At 68.7% G+C, this 16,729-nt stretch carries 14 protein-coding genes and 1 pseudogene; 11 read left to right on the forward strand and 4 right to left on the reverse strand.

Going from position 1 to position 16,729, the window contains the following annotated elements; genetic code table 11:
• Window positions 1-8: 8 nt before the first annotated feature.
• Both ACE3RX_RS20235 and ACE3RX_RS20240 read left to right on the forward strand, forming a co-directional pair.
• The gene (locus ACE3RX_RS20235) at window positions 9-260 is read left to right on the forward strand and encodes a type II toxin-antitoxin system ParD family antitoxin (RefSeq protein ID WP_374486773.1); all 252 of its coding nucleotides are present in this window, start codon (window positions 9-11) and stop codon (window positions 258-260) included.
• A complete protein-coding gene (locus tag ACE3RX_RS20240; protein ID WP_374486774.1) occupies window positions 257-583 on the forward strand; it encodes a type II toxin-antitoxin system RelE/ParE family toxin in 327 nt (108 codons plus the stop codon). The genes ACE3RX_RS20235 and ACE3RX_RS20240 overlap by 4 nt, the downstream gene beginning before the upstream one ends.
• Window positions 584-993: 410 nt before the next feature.
• Here the strand turns inward: ACE3RX_RS20240 and ACE3RX_RS20245 are convergent, their stop codons facing one another.
• Window positions 994-1,761, reverse strand: coding sequence for a LuxR C-terminal-related transcriptional regulator (locus ACE3RX_RS20245; RefSeq protein ID WP_374486775.1), 768 nt, complete (start codon window positions 1,759-1,761; stop codon window positions 994-996).
• 138 nt (window positions 1,762-1,899) lie between these two features.
• On the opposite strand from ACE3RX_RS20245, the gene ACE3RX_RS20250 reads away from it, so the two are divergent.
• Genes ACE3RX_RS20250 through ACE3RX_RS20265 form a run of 4 tightly spaced genes read left to right on the forward strand, consistent with a single transcriptional unit; the run spans window position 1,900 to window position 6,131 of the window.
• Entirely contained in the window at window positions 1,900-3,318 is a 1,419-nt protein-coding gene (locus tag ACE3RX_RS20250; RefSeq protein WP_374486776.1) for an amidase family protein, read from the forward strand.
• On the forward strand, window positions 3,315-4,091 hold the full coding sequence (locus ACE3RX_RS20255) for an MOSC domain-containing protein (RefSeq protein ID WP_374486777.1): 777 nt from the start codon (window positions 3,315-3,317) through the stop codon (window positions 4,089-4,091). Before ACE3RX_RS20250 ends, ACE3RX_RS20255 begins: the two co-directional genes overlap by 4 nt.
• Window positions 4,092-4,123: 32 nt before the next feature.
• Window positions 4,124-5,173, forward strand: coding sequence for an NAD(P)H-dependent flavin oxidoreductase (locus ACE3RX_RS20260; protein ID WP_374486778.1), 1,050 nt, complete (start codon window positions 4,124-4,126; stop codon window positions 5,171-5,173).
• A gap of 4 nt (window positions 5,174-5,177) precedes the next feature.
• Window positions 5,178-6,131, forward strand: coding sequence for a 2Fe-2S iron-sulfur cluster-binding protein (locus ACE3RX_RS20265; protein WP_374486779.1), 954 nt, complete (start codon window positions 5,178-5,180; stop codon window positions 6,129-6,131).
• 172 nt (window positions 6,132-6,303) lie between these two features.
• Here ACE3RX_RS20265 and ACE3RX_RS20270 read toward each other — a convergent pair whose 3' ends face one another.
• Window positions 6,304-7,332: an AraC family transcriptional regulator ligand-binding domain-containing protein gene (locus tag ACE3RX_RS20270; RefSeq protein ID WP_374486780.1), complete on the reverse strand. Its 1,029-nt coding sequence runs from the start codon at window positions 7,330-7,332 to the stop codon at window positions 6,304-6,306.
• A 129-nt stretch (window positions 7,333-7,461) separates the two neighbouring features.
• Here ACE3RX_RS20270 and ACE3RX_RS20275 point away from each other — a divergent pair.
• From ACE3RX_RS20275 to ACE3RX_RS20290, 4 genes and pseudogenes are all read left to right on the forward strand, one after another.
• A pseudogene (locus tag ACE3RX_RS20275) lies at window positions 7,462-8,451 on the forward strand (IS30 family transposase); the annotation flags it as partial.
• A complete protein-coding gene (locus ACE3RX_RS20280; protein ID WP_374486787.1) occupies window positions 8,434-10,410 on the forward strand; it encodes an FAD-binding oxidoreductase in 1,977 nt (658 codons plus the stop codon). The pseudogene ACE3RX_RS20275 and the gene ACE3RX_RS20280, both read left to right, overlap by 18 nt.
• On the forward strand, window positions 10,407-12,140 hold the full coding sequence (locus tag ACE3RX_RS20285) for an acyl-CoA synthetase (protein WP_374486781.1): 1,734 nt from the start codon (window positions 10,407-10,409) through the stop codon (window positions 12,138-12,140). The genes ACE3RX_RS20280 and ACE3RX_RS20285 overlap by 4 nt, the downstream gene beginning before the upstream one ends.
• Window positions 12,141-12,147: 7 nt before the next feature.
• On the forward strand, window positions 12,148-13,773 hold the full coding sequence (locus ACE3RX_RS20290; RefSeq protein ID WP_374486782.1) for a phytoene desaturase family protein: 1,626 nt from the start codon (window positions 12,148-12,150) through the stop codon (window positions 13,771-13,773).
• Here ACE3RX_RS20290 and ACE3RX_RS20295 read toward each other — a convergent pair.
• A complete protein-coding gene (locus ACE3RX_RS20295; protein ID WP_374486783.1) occupies window positions 13,727-14,692 on the reverse strand; it encodes a LysR family transcriptional regulator in 966 nt (321 codons plus the stop codon). The two genes, ACE3RX_RS20290 and ACE3RX_RS20295, sit on opposite strands and share 47 nt — an antisense overlap.
• Window positions 14,693-14,798: 106 nt before the next feature.
• Between ACE3RX_RS20295 and ACE3RX_RS20300 the strand changes: the two genes are divergently transcribed.
• The gene (locus ACE3RX_RS20300) at window positions 14,799-15,701 is read left to right on the forward strand and encodes an MBL fold metallo-hydrolase (protein ID WP_374486784.1); all 903 of its coding nucleotides are present in this window, start codon (window positions 14,799-14,801) and stop codon (window positions 15,699-15,701) included.
• Between the two features lie 82 nt (window positions 15,702-15,783).
• Here ACE3RX_RS20300 and ACE3RX_RS20305 read toward each other — a convergent pair whose 3' ends face one another.
• Complete coding sequence (locus tag ACE3RX_RS20305) at window positions 15,784-16,677, reverse strand: LysR family transcriptional regulator (RefSeq protein WP_374486785.1); 894 nt, start codon at window positions 16,675-16,677, stop codon at window positions 15,784-15,786.
• Window positions 16,678-16,729: the final 52 nt, after the last annotated feature.

The raw sequence follows: 16,729 nt of genomic DNA on the forward strand, positions 1-16,729 counted from the left end.
ATCTCGCCATGAGTCGCCAAACCATGAGTTTCGCCTTGCCCGAGTCGATGCGGGAGTACATCGACAACCGGGTCGCCGATGGCAACTACGGCAACACGAGCGAGTACATCCGCGACTTGGTCCGGCGCGACCAGGAGGAACAGGCCAAGAAAAGGCTTCGCGATCTCATCGAAGAAGGGCTGGCATCCGGTCCCGGCCGTCGTCGCACCAAGGCGGACGAGAAGGAACTTCTGGCGATCGCTCGCGGCGAGATCGATTGAAGCCTGCAGTTCTGCGCCCGCAGGCGCTGCGCGATCAGCAGGGCGAAGTCCGTTACTACCGCAAGGAGGGTGGCACCCGCGTGGCCGTGAAGCTGGCCAACGCCACCAACGCCGCGCTTGACCAGATCGAACTCGACCCAGGGATCGGCTCGCCGACGCTCGGAAAGCTCCTTGGTATTCCAGGGCTTCGGACCTGGCGGGTCTCGAAGTTCCCGCTGCTCTGGTGCTACTTCGAACTCGGGGAGTACCTGGATGTGGTCCGGCTGCTGGGCGAGCGCCAGGACATCGCCGCGATCTTGGGCGACGAGTTTGCTTCGAACTGACGGTACTTGCGCCCCGGCGTGCATCGGGCCGGAGGCCAATGACCGGTCTATGGCGGCCTGTTCGTCAAGTTGGCTGGCCGGAACCGACCCAAACCTGTCTGCTGGGCTTCTCCAAAGCTGCCAGACTCTGAGGCAGGGCTCTTTTGGGTTTCGCATCCACGAAGCAGGCGTTCGTGGCTACCGGGAGCCGGCCATAAGCCGCCCTTCGGGATGCCGCCAGATAGCCGACAGTCGATTGGCCAAGGAGGCGTCCACGTTGCAGTTCTCGACCCCGACTTCGTCGGCGCCCAGTTATCGTCTCGCAACCAACCTGCTTTCACCCAGCCATGCGCAACGCGAGTTGAAGCGCGAACTCAAACATTTCCAAACGGATTGCGAGGCGGCAAGCACGCGCCTGTGCCAACTGCCCGTCAATGCAGCGGCAGTTGTCCGATTCGATGCGCAAGCCGATTGCGGCCGTCACAGTCCAGCTTGCGGAAGGCGGCGGCGAGATGGGTTCTCACCGTCGTGAACCCGATGCCCAGGGCCCGCGCGATGTCCTTGTCGGCCAGCCCCTCATAGGCCAGAGCCGCCACGTCGGCCTCGCGTTTGGACAACTTGCCGAATCGCACCAGTCTGTCCTTCAAGGACTCGTCGGCTGGAACCGAGAGGGGCAAGTTGATGCCAGGGTTGCGGGCCAGTGCCTGGACCAGTGCCGGGTAGACCATGCGCAGTGCCGCCAGGTCGTCGTCATCGAAGTTCGGGCGGGACCGGCGGCGCCAGATGCGCAGGTCGCCCAGATGTCGAAGGCCGTCATGCGCATAGGCATTCACGCCCCAGTACAGGCCGTCTGGCCGTAGGAAGTCATTGAAGAATCCGGTGGCTTGCAGCTCGCTCTGCGGCAGCACGTCCGTGGCGCGCGTGGGTGCCCGCCGAGCCAGCAGCCTGGGCGTCAGGGGGTCATCGAACTGGAAGCACTCCTCATAGCGTTGGCCGTGAACCGGGTTCAGGTTCAGCGCCACGCCCTGCACGAAGCGGCGGGTCGGTTCGTCCCACACATAGGATGCATAGAAGTCGGCTTCCAGCAAGCCCAGCATGGGCTCGCCCAATGCGCGGCGAAGCTCGTTGCCCGGCATGGGCGTGGCCATCAACTCGATCACGCGCTGCAGGTGCAGCACACGTTGTGCACGCAAGTACATGGAAGTACCCAAGCAAGAGTGACGCCAGGATAGTCCACAGGCGCTGCACTCCGCCACGGGGCGAACCCCCACGGCCGCCGGGATCGTCATTCTTGAGGATGCCGGACGGCGCCGGGCCGCTCCTATCCTCGCGGAACCATGACCGACACCGAATTGGCCGCACTCGACGCCTCCCACGCCCTGCACTTGCTACGGCGTGGTGACCTCGGTGCCCTGGAGTATGCCCAAGCCCTGATGCGGTGCATGCATGCGCGCGCCGGCCTGCATGCCATGACCCATGTGGACGCGGACGCAGTGCGCCATGCGGCGCGGCTGGCCGACGATGTGCCCGCAGGGCGCCGGGGGCTGCTGCATGGCCTGCCCATGGTGGTGAAGGACAACATCGACGTTGTCGGCTTTCCCTGCACCGCCGGCAGCCCTGCACTTGCCGGACACCGGCCGTTGCGCGACGCTGACTGCGTGGCGCCGTTGCGGGCGGCAGGCGCCGTCGTGTTGGGCAAGAGCAATCTGCACGAGTTCGCGCTGGGTGTGACCAGTGGCAACGCTGCCTATGGCGCAGTGCGCAACCCGCACGCGCCCGGGCGCATTGCCGGGGGCTCCAGCGGCGGCACGGCGGCAGCTGTTGCCGCGCGACTGGCGCCGGTGGGATTGGGCACCGACACCGGTGGCTCCATCCGCATCCCGGCGGCGCTGTGTGGCGTGGTGGGCTTCAGGCCCAGTACCGGCCGCTGGCCCGCTCGCGGCGTGGTGCCCATCTCCGTGCCCTCGCGTGACACCGCAGCGCCCATGGCACGCAGCGTGGCCGACTGTGCCTTGCTGGACGCCGTGGTCTGTGGCGAAGACCCGCGGTTGCAGATTCTGTCGCCCCGCGGGCTGCGCTTGGGCGTGCCCCACGAGTTCTGGGTGGACCTGCACGCGGGTCTGGCCACCCAGCTACAAGATGCCCTGGAAGGCTTGGCAGCGGCGGGCGTGGTCCTGGTGCCGATGGCCATGGCCGTCGACCTGGCCGCTGTCGGGCATGTCGCGCTCACGGTGGCGATGCACGAGAACCTGCCGTCCCTGAGGGCCTACTTCGCCGACCACGGCCTGCCGTTCGACATCCATCAACTGGCTGGCGCCATCGGCAGCCCGGACGTGCGTGCCATCTTCAACCACCTGGCCCAAGGCGGCGGGCCTGACGCGGCCGCCTACGCAGCCGCTTTGGCCGAGGTGCGCACCCGCTTGCGGCCCGCCTGGGCCGGCGCAATCGCCCGGCATGCGTTGGACGCGCTGGTCCTGCCCACCACGCCGCTGCCGGCCGCGCGCATTGGCGAAGACGAGGCGGTGCAGATGGACGACCGGCGCTGGCCCACCTTTGACACCTACGTGCGCCACTGCGGGCCGGCCAGCATCGTGGGCCTGCCCAGCGTGAGCCTGCCAGCCGGCTGCGTGACTGAGCAGGACGACCGGCTGCCGGTGGGCCTGATGCTCGACGGCCCGCAGGGCAGTGACCGTCGTCTGCTGGCCATCGCCGCCGCACTGCAGCCCTTGTTACCACCGACACCGGAACCGCCATGAGAACCATCACCGCTCTGTACCGCTATCCCGTCAAGGGCCTGTCGCCGGAACCGCTGCAGGCCGTGCCACTGCATGCGGGCCTGGGTTTCCCGCGCGACCGCGAATGGGCCGTCACCAACGGACGCTGGACCTACGACGCCGCACAGTACGCCCCGCGCCCCAAGACCGACTTCCTGATGCTGATGCAGCACGAGCAGTTGGCCGCGTTGCGCACGAAGGTGTCGGACGACGGCCGCCGCCTTGCGGTGCAGGCGCCCGATGGCACGGCGCTGGATCTGGCGCTGGACGACGAGGCCGACCTGGCGCGCGCCAGTGCCTACTTCGTCAGCTACCTGGGCGGCCGCCTGGAGGGCAGCCCGCAGGTGGTGAAGGCCGGCAGTCACCGTTTCACCGACGTCAGCGTGGTGTCGCCCACGCTGATGCAGTCCGTGTCCCTCATCAACCTGGCCAGCGTGCGCGACCTGGGCGCCCGCATGGGTAGAGAACTGGACCAGTTGCGCTTTCGCGCCAACGTCTACTACGACGGCGGCCAGGCCTGGGAAGAACTGGCCTGGGTCGACCAGGAGCTGCGCCTGGGTGAACTCCCGGCGCGCGGCGTGCTGCGCACCCGGCGCTGCGCGGCCACCAACGTCGACCCCGCCACCGGTGCGCGTGACCTGGGTGTGCCGCAGGCCCTGATCAAGAACTTCCGCCACGGCGACATGGGTGTGTACGTCGAGCTGCTGGGCAGCGGCACCTTGCGCCCGGGCGACACCTTGCACGCCCCCACCTGACGCCACCTGACCCCACCCTGAAGGAGAACTGCATGGCCCCGACCCCGTCCATCGCCACCCGCTTCACGCAGCGCTACGGCGTTCGCCACCCCTTTGCCTGCGCCGGCATGGCCTTCGCCGGCATGACACCCGCGCTGACCATTGCCGTGTGCAAGGCCGGCGGCATCGGCGCGCTGGGCGTGGGCTTCACGCCGCCCGAGTTGCTGCGTGAGTACATCCGCACCATCCGCGCGGCCACCGACGCGCCGTTCAACGTCAACTTCATCACCTGTTTCGACAACGATGCGCAGGTGAAGGTATGCGCCGAAGAGCGCGTTCCCATCGTCTCGTGGCACTGGGGCCATCCGTCGGACGCAAACCGCGCGCTGCTGCGCGAGGCCGGCGTGGCCTATTGGGAACAAGTGGGCAGCGCCGACGACGCGTTGCGCGCCGTCGAGGCGGGGGCAGAAGCCATCGTCGCCCAGGGCTATGAGGCCGGCGGCCACAACTACCAAGGCCTGCCCAATGGCCCGGGCCTGCCGATCTTCGTGCTGCTGCCGTCCATCGTCGACGCAGTGGGCGGTCGCGCCATGGTGCTGGGCGCAGGGGGCATCAGCGACGGCCGTGGTGTGTCTGCGGCGCTGGCGCTGGGGGCCGATGCGGTGTGGGTTGGCACCCGCATGGTGGCCACGGTCGAGGCAGCGGTGCACGACGAGCACAAGCGCCGCATCGTCGCGGCCAAGGGCGAAGACACGGTGTTCAGCTCGATATTCGGCCCCGAGATGCCCTTCTTCAACCCGATGCGGCTGCAGAAAAACCGCGTCGTGGCCGAGTGGAACCACCGCCTGGCCGAGGTGCCGACCGAGCGCAGCGGCCTGCCGGTGGTGGGCAAGACCGTGCTGTACGGCCAGCCGATGCCGATGAACAAGTTCAACGTCATCCTGCCCACGCCCGAGACCGAAGCCGACTGGGAAGAGATGCCCTGGCTGATGGGCCAGGGCGCCGGGCTGGTGCACGACATCCGGCCCGCCGGCGAGGTGGTGGCGTCGATGATGGACGAGGCGGTCGCCATCTGTGCCCGCCTGGGCCGTGCGCAGGGTTGACAGCGTGCAGCTCCGTGTCCAGGCCATCCGGCCGCTGACCGCCGACATCCGCGCCTTCGAACTGGTCGACCCGGCGGGCGGGCTGTTGCCGGCCTTCGAGGCCGGGGCGCACTTGAAAGTGCGGGTGAGTCCGGGCAGCGGGTTGGCGACGACCCGCTCTTACTCGCTGGTGGGCAGCACGCAAGACCGCCTGCGCTACGAGATCGCGGTGCTGCACCTGCGTGGCGGTCAAGGTGGGTCGGCCTGGATGCATGAAGCCGTGGAGGTGGGCGACCTGCTGGAGATTGACGGTCCCAGCAATGCGTTCCCGCTGGCGCCCCAGGCAGACCGGTCGGTGCCGCTGGCCGGTGGCATCGGCATCACGCCGCTACTGTGCATGGCGCGTGAACTGGTGGGTGCTGGCCGGCAGGTGGAACTGCACTACTTCGGGCGCAACCCCGATGCCATGGCATACCGTGCCGAGCTACAGGCGCTGCGGGGCCTGGCAGTGCATGCCTGGGTCGGCCTGGACGTGGACGCCAGCGTGGCAGCGATGCAGCGCTGCATCGGCAACGCCGCGCTGGGCGACCATCTGTACGTGTGCGGCCCGGCGGCGATGCTGGACGCGGCACTGGGCATCGCTGCGCGCCAGGGTTGGCCGGCCGACCAGGTGCACCATGAGCGGTTCGGGGCTGCCCCCGGCGGCGCGGGTGACGAGGCTTTCACCGTGGATTTGCTGCTGAGCGGCCAGCGGCTGGTAGTGGGCCAGCAGCAGACGCTGTTGGACGCCCTACTGGCCCATGGTGTGGATGTTGCGCATGATTGCCGCGCCGGCATCTGCGGCAGCTGCTTGGTACCGGTGGCTGGTGGCCAACTGCAGCACCGCGACACTTTCCTGACCGAAGACGACCGCGCTGGTGGCGACCTCATGTGCGCCTGTGTGTCGCGCGCTACCGGTGTTCTGACGTTGGACCTGTGAGAGGCCCGTGAGCCCCCATTGCGCCCCCCGTCGCAGGATGCTCGCTCAATGCGGGCGGTAGCCCAGTACCGGGATGCTGATGGCATTGATGTCGGGGATGAGTCGTCCATCAGCGCCTACGAGCAGACACATTGGACGATGACCAACCATGCGACAGCGTCACGTCAGCTTGTTAGCCCGGTTGCGCACCTGACTTCGCCATGTCGGCGCGCAGGGCCCGTGGCGACACCCCGAAGTGGGCTCGCACCGCATGCGAGAAGGCACTGGGCTCGGCGTAGCCCAGGCGTTCAGCCAGTACCGACAGCGGCACACTCGCATCGGCGAGCAAGGCCACCGCCTCGCCCATGCGTGCCCCCTCGACCACTTGCCGGAAACTGGTGTCGCAATCCGCCAACCGCCGCTGCAGCGTGCGCGCGCTGAGATCCAGCGACCGGGCCACCGTCTCGCACCGGGCCTGGGCATAGCCCTTGGCGGCCACGGCTGCGATCACCTGGTCCACCAATACGTCGGTGCGCCCTTGTGCCTGGCGCATGGCGTCGGCGCGGCCCAACAGCAAGCGCAGCAGGCTTGGGTCTGCCGCAGGCCAGGGTGTGTCCAGCACAGCATCGTCGAATTGCATGTAGATGTCGTTCCCGCCCAGCACGACCGGGCATTCCAGGTGCTGTGCGTAGACCGTCTGCAGCGCGTTGTCTGTGCCGGGCAGGCCGACCGCCGCAGGCCGTCGACCATCCGGCATGCAGCGGTACAGCATGGTGAGGAAGCCGGCGAACAGCGAGTCCACCTGGGCCGGGTGCATGGGCACCGGGCAGGGCGTGATCTGGTAGACCATGCGCGTGCCACCGGGCACGGCCACCAGCCGGAAGCGACCCGAGTTGCTCACCAGCTGCTGGTAGCGCACGCAACGGCCCAGCGCATCGCGCAGCGTGGCGCTGTGCATCACCACCAGCGTCAGTACGTTCATCGCCTGCAAAGGCAGGCCGGCGCCCACCCGCAGGCCCAGCAGCGGGTCGCCGCTGACGGTGGCAGCACGCTGCCAGAGCCGCCGCACCTGCACCAGTTGAAGCTGCCGCGTCGGCGCTGCCAGGCCACGCGTCAGCGGTCCGAGCCCGGCACCCAATTCGTCGAAGGCGATGCCCAGACGCTCGAACTGAGCCGCCACACCCAGCAGCCAGGTGGCAATCACCGTCTGCGGCGTGGTCATTTCCCGGCAACCCCCAGTTGGCGCCTCAGATCAAGTTTTTGGCACATCGTCGCATGGTCAGACGATGCGCGCATTTTCACAGGCGGCCTCAAATCTGAAGTGCAACACCCACCAGCGTAAGGTGTGCACATGATCCAGACGACGCAGTACCGCCAGCTTCAGGTCGAGGACCGGATGACGATGGCCAGCATGAGGCAGCAAGGGTTCAGCGCCCGGGCCATGGCCCGGGCGCTGGGCCGCAGCCCTTCGACGATCACGCGTGAGCTGGAGCGCAACACGCTGACGGCTTTGCCGTACTGCTCGCGCACGGCGCAGCTGGCCAGCGTGAGCCGGCGTGTGGCCGCCCGTCCTGCGGGCAAGCTCGACTTCAACAGCGTCGGCTGGGATGTGGTGCGAACGCTGCTGGACTGGAAGTGGTCGCCGCAGCAGATTGCGGCTACCCTCAAGCGCGTGTTCCCCCACGAACCCGAGCGGCACGTCTCGCACGAGACCATCTACACGGCCATCTACGCCCAGCCGCGGGGAGAGCTGCGCAGGCAACTCGTGGCCTGCCTGCGCCACGGTCGCAGCACCCGCATGTCGCGATCGCGGGGCGAAGACCGCCGCGGCCAGATCCCCGACATGGTCAGCATCCATGTGCGCCCGCCCGAGGTGGACGACCGCGTCATGCCCGGCCACTGGGAAGGCGACTTCATCAAGGGAGCCGGCAACAAGTCCTCTGTAGGCGTGCTGGTGGAGCGCACGAGCCGTCTGGTGCTGCTGGCCAAGATGGACGACGCCACGGCCGCCTCGGCGCTGGCGGGCTTCTCTGCCAAGCTGAATTCGATCGCCGCGCCGCTGCGCCAGAGCTTCACCTACGACCAGGGCAAGGAGATGTCCCGGCATGTCGAGCTGGCCGCGCAGACGGGCGTGAAGGTCTACTTCTGCGACCCGCACAGCCCCTGGCAGCGTGGCACCTGCGAGAACACCAACGGCCTCATCCGCCAGTACCTGCCCAAGGGCACCGACCTCAGCGTCTTCAGCCAGGACGAACTCGACAGCATCGCCGACAGCCTGAACACCAGGCCTCGCGCTACGCACAACTGGCATACGCCGCTGGAGGTGTTCGCGCAGACCCTGGTCAGCTCCCACGGACCTTCATCCTCAGTTCATCGAACCGGGTGTTGCGCTTCGGACTTGAAACCGCCACAATCCGTGGAAAACGCCCCCCCACTGAAGGAGACATTCCATGATCCGCATCACCGTCAGCTACCCCAACGCCGAAGGCAGGCGCTTCGACCACGCCTACTACCAGGCCACCCACCGGCAACTGCTGCTGGGCCGCTCCCAAGCGCGAATCCCGCAGTGCGCAGCACGGAGGGTAGACCAATGAGCACGCCTGACGACACCACCACCTTGTCCGCCAAGCCCGCCCGGCGCTTCTGGGGCTGGGGTTACCTGCGCGACGGGCTGACCGCCGGCGAACTGCGCGCCGTGCACCAGTTGCTGGGCTCGCTCGGCCCGATGGGCCCGGCGCTTCCCGAGCCCCAGGTGGCGGACTACACCCTGGCCTCGCCGCGCGGAAAGCTGCCCGATTCGCTGACGGCAATAGTGTCCTCCACGCCGTACGACCGCCTCACGCACTGCTACGGCAAGGCCTTCTCCGACGTCGCTCGCATGTGGATGCGCCATGTGCCGCAAGCGCCCAACTGGGTGGCGTTCCCGCGCACCGAGGCGGACATCACCGACGTGCTCGACTGGGCCAGCCGGAACAACGTGGCCGTCGTCCCGTTCGGTGGCGGCACCAGCGTGGTGGGGGGCGTGGAGGCAGCGGTCGGACCCGACTACGCCGCCACGCTGTCGCTCGACCTGGAGCACTTCAACCAGGTGCTGGAGGTCGACACGGCCAGCCGCGCCGCGCTGATCCAGGCTGGCATGCTGGGCCCCGACCTGGAAGCCGCGCTGCGGCCGCACGGGCTCACGCTGCGGCACTTCCCGCAGAGTTTCGAGTTCAGCACCCTGGGCGGCTGGATCGCCACCCGCGCCGGGGGCCACTACGCCACCCAGTACACCCACATCGACGACTTCGTGCAGAGCACGCGCATGGTCACGCCCGCAGGGGTGGTCGAGACGCGGCGGCTGCCGGGCTCGGGCGCTGGCCCGGCACCCGACCGCTTGGTGATCGGCTCCGAAGGCACGATGGGCGTCATCACCCAGGCCTGGATGCGGCTGCAGGATCGGCCCACCTTCCGGGCTTCGGCCTCGGTGGCCTTCGACGATGTGTTCACCGCCGCGCGTTGCGTGCGCGCGCTGTCGCAATCGGGCCTGCAGCCCAGCAACTGTCGCCTGCTTGATGCCCGCGAGGTGGCATTTTTCGGCGTGGGCGACCGCAAGAGCCCGACGCTGGTGCTCGGCTTCGAGTCCGCCGACCACCCGCTGGACGCGTGGATGGCGCGTGCGCTGGAACTGGTGGCGGACCACGGTGGCCGCTGGGACCCGCAGGCCGTGGCCGATTCCATGCGCCCGGCCGATGGCGAGCCCGCCGCCCACCGCAGCGGCGCGGCGGGTGACTGGCGCAACGCCTTCATCCGCATGCCCTACTGGCGCGACGAGACCACCCGCCTGGGGGCCATCTTCGACACCTTTGAGAGCGCCATCACCTGGGACCGTTTCGAGGCCTTCTACGACGGCGTGCGCCAGGATGTGGAATCCGCCATCGAACGCGTCACCGGCCATGCCAGCCGGCTGTCGTGCCGCTTCACCCATGTCTACCCCGACGGACCGGCGCCGTATTTCACCTTCACCGCGCGCGGCAGCAGCAGCGGCGACATCGCCAGCGCCCTGGCGCGCTGGCGCGACATCAAGCTGGCCTGCAACGAAGCGGTGGTGCGCCACGGCGGCACCAGCACCCACCACCACGCGGTGGGCCGTGATCACCGCAGCGCTTACGAGACCGAAGTGCCGCCGCTGATGCGACAGGCCCTGGCGGGCGCCAAGGCGGCATTCGACCCGCGCGGCGTGATGAACCCCGGCGTGCTGTTCGACCCCGATGGGCGCCCAGTGGGCATCCGCGGCGTGCTGGAGCCTGTGCATTCATGAGCCCAGTGCAGCCGCCAGCCACCGGCCAAGGCGTGGCCACGCTGGCCGACATCGAAGACTTCGAGCAGGCCGCACCGCTGGACAGCAGGTTGCCCGCGCGCAGCGTCTGGGCGATGCTGGAGGCTGCCGGCGACCGGCATGCCGACCGCCCGGCGCTCAGCTTCCTTCCCAACGGTGACCCGGGCGAGCCCGCCCAGACTTGGCACTATGGCCAGTTGCTGCAGCACTGCCGCAGGCTGGCCAATTGGCTGCGTGCCCACGGCGTGCAACCGACGGCAGGCGTGGCCGTGCTGTTGCCCAACCTGCCGCAGACCTACATGGCGCTCTTCGGCAGCCAGGCCGCGGCAGTCGTCTGTCCGATCAGCCCGACCCTGGGTGCCGCTGCGGTGGCCGGCATCCTGGTGACGGGCGGCTGCACGGTGCTGGTGACCGAAGGGCCGGCGCAGAACCCGGCGCTGTGGCAGCGTGCCTGTGCCGCCGCGGCGCAGGCGCCGGGCCTGTGCCATGTGCTGTGCGTCGGCGGTGTAGGTGGTGACGGCGGGCTCGGCATGCCGGCGGGCGTGCAAGTGCATGACTTTGATCTGGCCTGCGCGTCGCAGCGTGGTGACCGCCTGGACTTCACCCCAGCGCAAGACCCGCATTTGCCCACAGCCCGTTTCCACACCGGCGGCACCACCGGCGCGCCGAAGCTTGCGACCCACACCCAGCGCAACCAGGTCTACCTGGCGTGGTGCATGGGCGAGATGGTGGGCTTCAACCCGCAGGACGTGGTGCTGATCGGCCTGCCGCTGTTCCATGTGCATGCGGTCATTCCGCTCAGCATGGGGCCGCTCAGCCGCGGCGCCCACCTGGTGCTGCTGGGGCCGCAGGGCTTTCGCCATGCCAGCGTGATCCAAGGCTTCTGGCGCATCGTCGAGCGCTTCGGCGCCACCTGCTTCAGCGCCGTACCCACCGTCTACGCCGGCCTGCTGCAGGTTCCGATCGCCGATGCCCGGGTCGGCAGCTTGCGCGTGGCCATCAGCGGCTCCGCACCACTGGCGCGCCAGGTGGCGCACGATGTGCAGGCCCGCACCGGGCTAATGATCCTGGAAGGCTACGGCCTGACCGAGGGCACCTGCATCTCCACGCTGAGCCCGCTGCGCGGCGAGCGCCGCATCGGCTCGATCGGCCTGCGCCTGCCCTACCAGGCGATGAAGGTGGCGCAGCTGGATGCGCAGGGCCGTTGGCTGGCCGACTGCGCACCCGGCGAGAACGGGCATTTGCTGATCAACGGCCCCAACGTGTTTGCGGGCTATGCCGATGCGGCCCAGACCGCCGCGGCCTTGGCCGCGCCCGGCTGGCTGGACACCGGCGACCTGGGCCACTGCGATGCCGACGGCTACTTCTGGATCTCGGGTCGCGCCAAGGACCTGATCAAGCGCAGCGGCCACAGCATCGACCCGCAAGGCGTGGAGGAAGCCCTGCATGCCGACCCTGCCATCGCCCTGGCGGCGGTGGTGGCGCGGCCCGACGCCCGCGCTGGCGAGGTGCCGGTGGCCTTCGTCAGCCTGAAACCCGACGCCCAGGCCGACCCCGCGCAGCTGCTGGCCGCTTGCCGCCAGCGGCTGGACGACCCGGTGGCAGCGCCGGTGCAACTGACCATCCTGGACCAGTTGCCGCTCACGGCCGTGGGCAAGCTCGACAAGGTGGCCTTGCGCGCCCGGGCCGCCACCGAACACAACCTCGACTGACAAGCAAATGATGACAAGCACGACCACACGCGCCAGCGCCAAGATCGGCGCGCCCTACCGCAGGCACGAAAGCATCCAGGGCAGCTTCGACACCGTGGTGATCGGCTCGGGCATGGGCGGCCTGGCGCTGGCCTCGCACCTGGCGCAGGCCGGGCAGAAGGTGCTGCTGCTGGAGCAGAACACCATCGTGGGCGGCATGACCCAGGCCTACAGCCGCCACGGCTACCGCTGGACGGTGGGCATGCACTACATCGGCGAGGTGGGCAACCCCAACGGCGCCGGCTGGAAGCTGTTCAACCGGGTGACGGGCGGGCAATTGCGCTGGGCGCCGATGCCGTCGATCTTCAACCGCATGGTGATCGCCGGCCGGGGCTACGACGTGCCCGCCGGCCCGCAGGCCTATGCCGAGTTCCTGACCAGCCATTTCCCGGCGGAAGCGCAGGCGATCCAGGCCTACATGGCCCTGGTCGGCAGCGTGGCCAAGTCGTCGGCGCCGTACTTCGGTGCCAAGGCCCTGCCGCCCGAGGCGGGCGCGGCGCTGATGCAGCGCCATGGCCAGGACTTCCGCCGCTATGCCAGCCAGACCACCCAGCAGGTGCTGCGTAGCCTGACCGACAACGACGAGCTGATCGCCGTGATCTGTGCCAACTGGGGCGACTACAGCCTCGAGCCCAGCAAGAGTTCGTTTGCCATGCACTGCATGCTGGCCAAGCACTACCTGCACGGCGCCCACTACCCGGAGGGCGGTGGCGCGGCCTTTGCGCAGGCCATGGTGCCCATCATCGAAGCCGCAGGCGGGCGGGTGCTGCACAGCGCCGAAGTGGCCGAGGTGCTGGTCGAAGGCGACGCGGTGCAGGGCGTGCGCCTGGCCTCGGGCGAGGTGCTGCGCTGCCCGCGGGTGGTCAGCAATGCGGGCGTGGAGAACACCTTCGGCCGGCTGCTGCACGGCAGCAGCCCAGGCGTGCTGGCGGCCAAGGCGCTGCTGCCGAAGGTGGAGGACACCTACGCCATCGTCGGCCTGAACATCGGCTTCAAGGCCAGCCATGCCGAACTGGGCTTCACGCCGGCCAACATCTGGTCGCATCCGGGGCCGGATCTGGAAGCCAACCTGGTGGCGCACCGGCAGGACTTCGACGCGCCATTCCCCTGGCACTTCATCACCTTTCCGTCGACCAAGGACCCTCTGTGGGAACGTGACTTCTCAGGCCGCGCCACGGTGGAGATGTATGCCTACACCGACTACAGCCACTTTGCGCGCTGGGCCGGCACGCCGTGGATGAAGCGCGGCGACGACTACCTGGCGCGCAAGGCCGTGATCCAGCAGCGCCTGCTGGAGGAACTGTTCCGGCACGTGCCCGCCGCGGCGCAGCATGTGGATGTGGTGGAGGTCTCCACACCGCTGTCCTACGAGACCTTCGCCAAGCGCGAGCGTGGCGGCTTCATGGGCGTGGCCTCGTCGCCACAGCGCTTCGAGCAGGACTGGCTGCGCCCGACCACCCCCGTGCAGGGGCTCTACCTGACCGGGCAGGACGTGGCCACCGACGGCGTGATCGGCGCCCTGGTCGGGGCCACGCTCTGCGCATCGGTCATCCTGCAGCGCGACCTGATGACCGAGATCCGCGCCGGGGCGTGAGCGAAGGCACGGGGATCGGCTGGTCCAAGGGCGCGGTGTCGCCGCCAAAGCGGTCGGCCAGGAAGTCGATCAACAGCTTCAAGGGCAGGGGCTGGTGCTGGCGCGACAGGTAGATGGCGTGGATCCCCAGCGCCTCGGGCTCGTGGTCAGGGAGCACGCGCACCAGGGTGGCGCGCCGCAGGTCGTCACCGACGAAGTAGGTGGGCAGCATCGCGATGCCGGCGCCGGCCAGCGCAGCCTGGCGCACCACGGCCGTTTCATTGCCTGACAGCGGCCCGGACACGGCCCGCTCCACCACCTGACCGGCATGGGTCAGCCTGTACTCGGCGCGGCTGCCGAACGCGTGGGTGATGCAGGCGTGATGGGCCAAGTCCGACGCCTGCTTCGGCTGGCCGTGCAGCGACAGGTAGGCAGGTGCTGCACACAGCACCGAGCGACAACCGGCCAGCCTGCGCGCCACCACGCCATCGTCCAGACGGTTGGTGATGCGCACCGCCAGGTCGATGCGTTCGGCCACCAGATCCACGGCCCGGTCCACGGTCATCAGGTCCACCGTGATGCGCGGGTGTAGCCGCTGGAACTCGACGATGACCTGCGTGAGGCAGGCCATCGCAAACGACAGACTGGTGGTGATGCGAAGCTTGCCGACAGGCTCGGCCCGGCGTGCACCCGACACGGCCTGCAGGTCGGCCGCCAGGTCCAGCATCTGGCGCAGGCGGGGCAGGGCTTCGGCACCGGCTTCGCTCAGGCCCACGCGGCGGGTGGTGCGGTGCAGCAGCCGCGTGCCCAGCCAGCGCTCCAGGCCGTCGAGGTGGCGGCTGACCATGGCGCGCGACAGGTCCAGCGTCTCGGCTGCCTTGGTCAGGCTGCCCTGGTCGGCGATCTCGATGAAGGTGCGGATGGCGCCCAGGTGGTCCATGGATTGATTCGATTAGGTTGACAAATATATTCTTAGATCGAAGTTTATCTTCAAGATTCGATTCAATAGAGTCTGCCCATCGATCAACCATCGGATGGAGCTTGTGATGAACACCTTCAAGACCTGGGCCCTGGCCCTGATTCCCGCCGCCATGGCGCTGGGCGTCGTTGCCACCGGCGCGGCCGCACAGACCGCTGCCCAGACGGCTTCACCGCTGACCGTGCAGGTCTACAACGCAGACGCCGCCAGCTTCCACGTCAACGCGGTGCTGGTGGCCGGCAAGACCGATGCCGTGTTGCTGGACACTGGCTTCACCCGCGCCGACGCGCTGCGCATCGCGGCCATGGTGCTGGACAGCAAGAAGACGCTGAAGACCATCTACATCAGCCAGGCCGACCCGGACTACTACTTCGGCATCGAGGTGTTGAAGCAGCACTTCCCGGACGCCAAGGTGGTGACCACCGCGCCCACGCGCAAGAAGATCGAGGCCACCCTGGCCACCAAGCTGCAGGTCTGGGGCCCGCGCATGGGCGCCAACGCCCCCAAGGCCGTGCCCCTGCCCGACGTGCTGGCCGGCAACACCATCCCCCTGGAAGACCAGACGCTGGAGATCCGCGGTCTGGACGACAGCCTGCCGCACCGCAGCTTCGTGTGGATTCCGTCGATCAAGACCATCGCCGGCGGCGTGAACGTGTATGCCGGTCTGCACCTGTGGACGGCCGACGCGCAGAGCGTGCAGGAGCGCGCCGATTGGGCCAAGAAACTGGGGGCCATGGCGGCGCTGCAACCGGCGGTCGTGATCCCCGGCCACAGCCTGCCGGGCCAGAAGCAAGACGCAGCGCAGCTGGCCTGGAGCCAGACGTACCTGGCACGCTACGAGCAGGAGCTGCCCAAGGCCGCCAACAGCGCTGCGCTGATCGAGGCGATGAAGAAGGCCTACCCCGAGGCCGGCCTGGCCATCGCGCTGGAGATCGGCGCCAAGGTCAACAAGGGCGAGATGAAGTGGTGACTGGCTGACGTTGCGACGGGCGCTGCCGGCACCTGCTGGACCCGGTTTGGAGGAGCGCCGATGGCCAACGCCTTCCCAACCCTCAGGCCGGTGCGCCAGGCGCCGTCACCGGTCTCTCTTCCAGTTCGCCGAGCTTGTCGGCCACCAGCGCGATGAACGCCGACACGGCCGATGGCATGTGGCGCCGGCTGGCATGGACGAGGTGCACACCGTGCCCCTTGCGATGGAACGAGGGCAGCACCGGGATCAGCAGGCCGGCGCGCAGTTCCCGGCGCGTCATCGTCGACGGCAGCAGCGCAATGCCCAGACCGGCCAGCGCTGCCTTGCGCAAGGCCTGGGCCGTGTTGCCGCTGAACCGGCCGCTGACCTGCACTTCGGCATCCTCGCCATCCGGCCCTGAGAGCCGCCAGTCCGCGCGCCCGCTCGGGTGGGTGAAGACCAGGCAGTCGTGGTCGACCAGGTCGGCCAGGCGGGCCGGTGCGCCCCGCGCCGCCAGGTAGGCCGGGCTGGCCACCAGGCCGTCCCGGCCGGCATCCAGCACCTTGCGGGCGAACAGGCCCGAGTCCTCAAGAACGCCGCCCCGGATGGCAACATCGATGCGGTCGCCAATGATGTCGGCGCGTGCATCGCTGAGCACGAAGTCCATCCGCACCTGCGGGTGTGCGGCCAGGAATGCCGCCAGGCTTTCCATCGGGAAGAGGTCGAAGAAGTCGGCTGGCGCGGCCACCCGCACCAGCCCGCTGGGCACGTCGTTGCCCGACATCAAGGCCTGACCGGCGTCCACCAGGCCATCCACCGCGCCTGCACAGCGGGCATGGAAGTCCTGGCCGGCGCTTGTGAGCGACAGCTTGCGGGTGGACCGCTGCATCAGCCGCGTGCCCAACTGCGCTTCCAACTGCTGGACCCGGCGGCTCAAGGTGTTGGGCGGGGTCCCCAGGCGCCGCGCGGCCTCGGCAAAGCTGCCGCAGCGCACCACCTGGGGTCTCCTCGTTTTCAGTGCAATAAGTGACGGTACGCAAAGCTAGCAC

Source organism: Zoogloea sp., from assembly GCF_041914405.1.
Classification (GTDB): domain Bacteria; phylum Pseudomonadota; class Gammaproteobacteria; order Burkholderiales; family Rhodocyclaceae; genus Zoogloea.

Excerpts from the sequence above, each read along its gene's own strand:
- ACE3RX_RS20245 (WP_374486775.1), bottom strand. The coding sequence starts at position 1,761 with ATGTACTTGCGTGCACAACGTGTGCTGCACCTGCAGCGCGTGATCGAG.
- ACE3RX_RS20290 (WP_374486782.1), top strand. The coding sequence starts at position 12,148 with ATGATGACAAGCACGACCACACGCGCCAGCGCCAAGATCGGCGCGCCC.
- ACE3RX_RS20235 (WP_374486773.1), top strand. The coding sequence starts at position 9 with ATGAGTCGCCAAACCATGAGTTTCGCCTTGCCCGAGTCGATGCGGGAG.
- ACE3RX_RS20300 (WP_374486784.1), top strand. The coding sequence starts at position 14,799 with ATGAACACCTTCAAGACCTGGGCCCTGGCCCTGATTCCCGCCGCCATG.
- ACE3RX_RS20255 (WP_374486777.1), top strand. The coding sequence starts at position 3,315 with ATGAGAACCATCACCGCTCTGTACCGCTATCCCGTCAAGGGCCTGTCG.
- ACE3RX_RS20285 (WP_374486781.1), top strand. The coding sequence starts at position 10,407 with ATGAGCCCAGTGCAGCCGCCAGCCACCGGCCAAGGCGTGGCCACGCTG.
- ACE3RX_RS20260 (WP_374486778.1), top strand. The coding sequence starts at position 4,124 with ATGGCCCCGACCCCGTCCATCGCCACCCGCTTCACGCAGCGCTACGGC.
- ACE3RX_RS20250 (WP_374486776.1), top strand. The coding sequence starts at position 1,900 with ATGACCGACACCGAATTGGCCGCACTCGACGCCTCCCACGCCCTGCAC.
- ACE3RX_RS20295 (WP_374486783.1), bottom strand. The coding sequence starts at position 14,692 with ATGGACCACCTGGGCGCCATCCGCACCTTCATCGAGATCGCCGACCAG.
- ACE3RX_RS20270 (WP_374486780.1), bottom strand. The coding sequence starts at position 7,332 with ATGACCACGCCGCAGACGGTGATTGCCACCTGGCTGCTGGGTGTGGCG.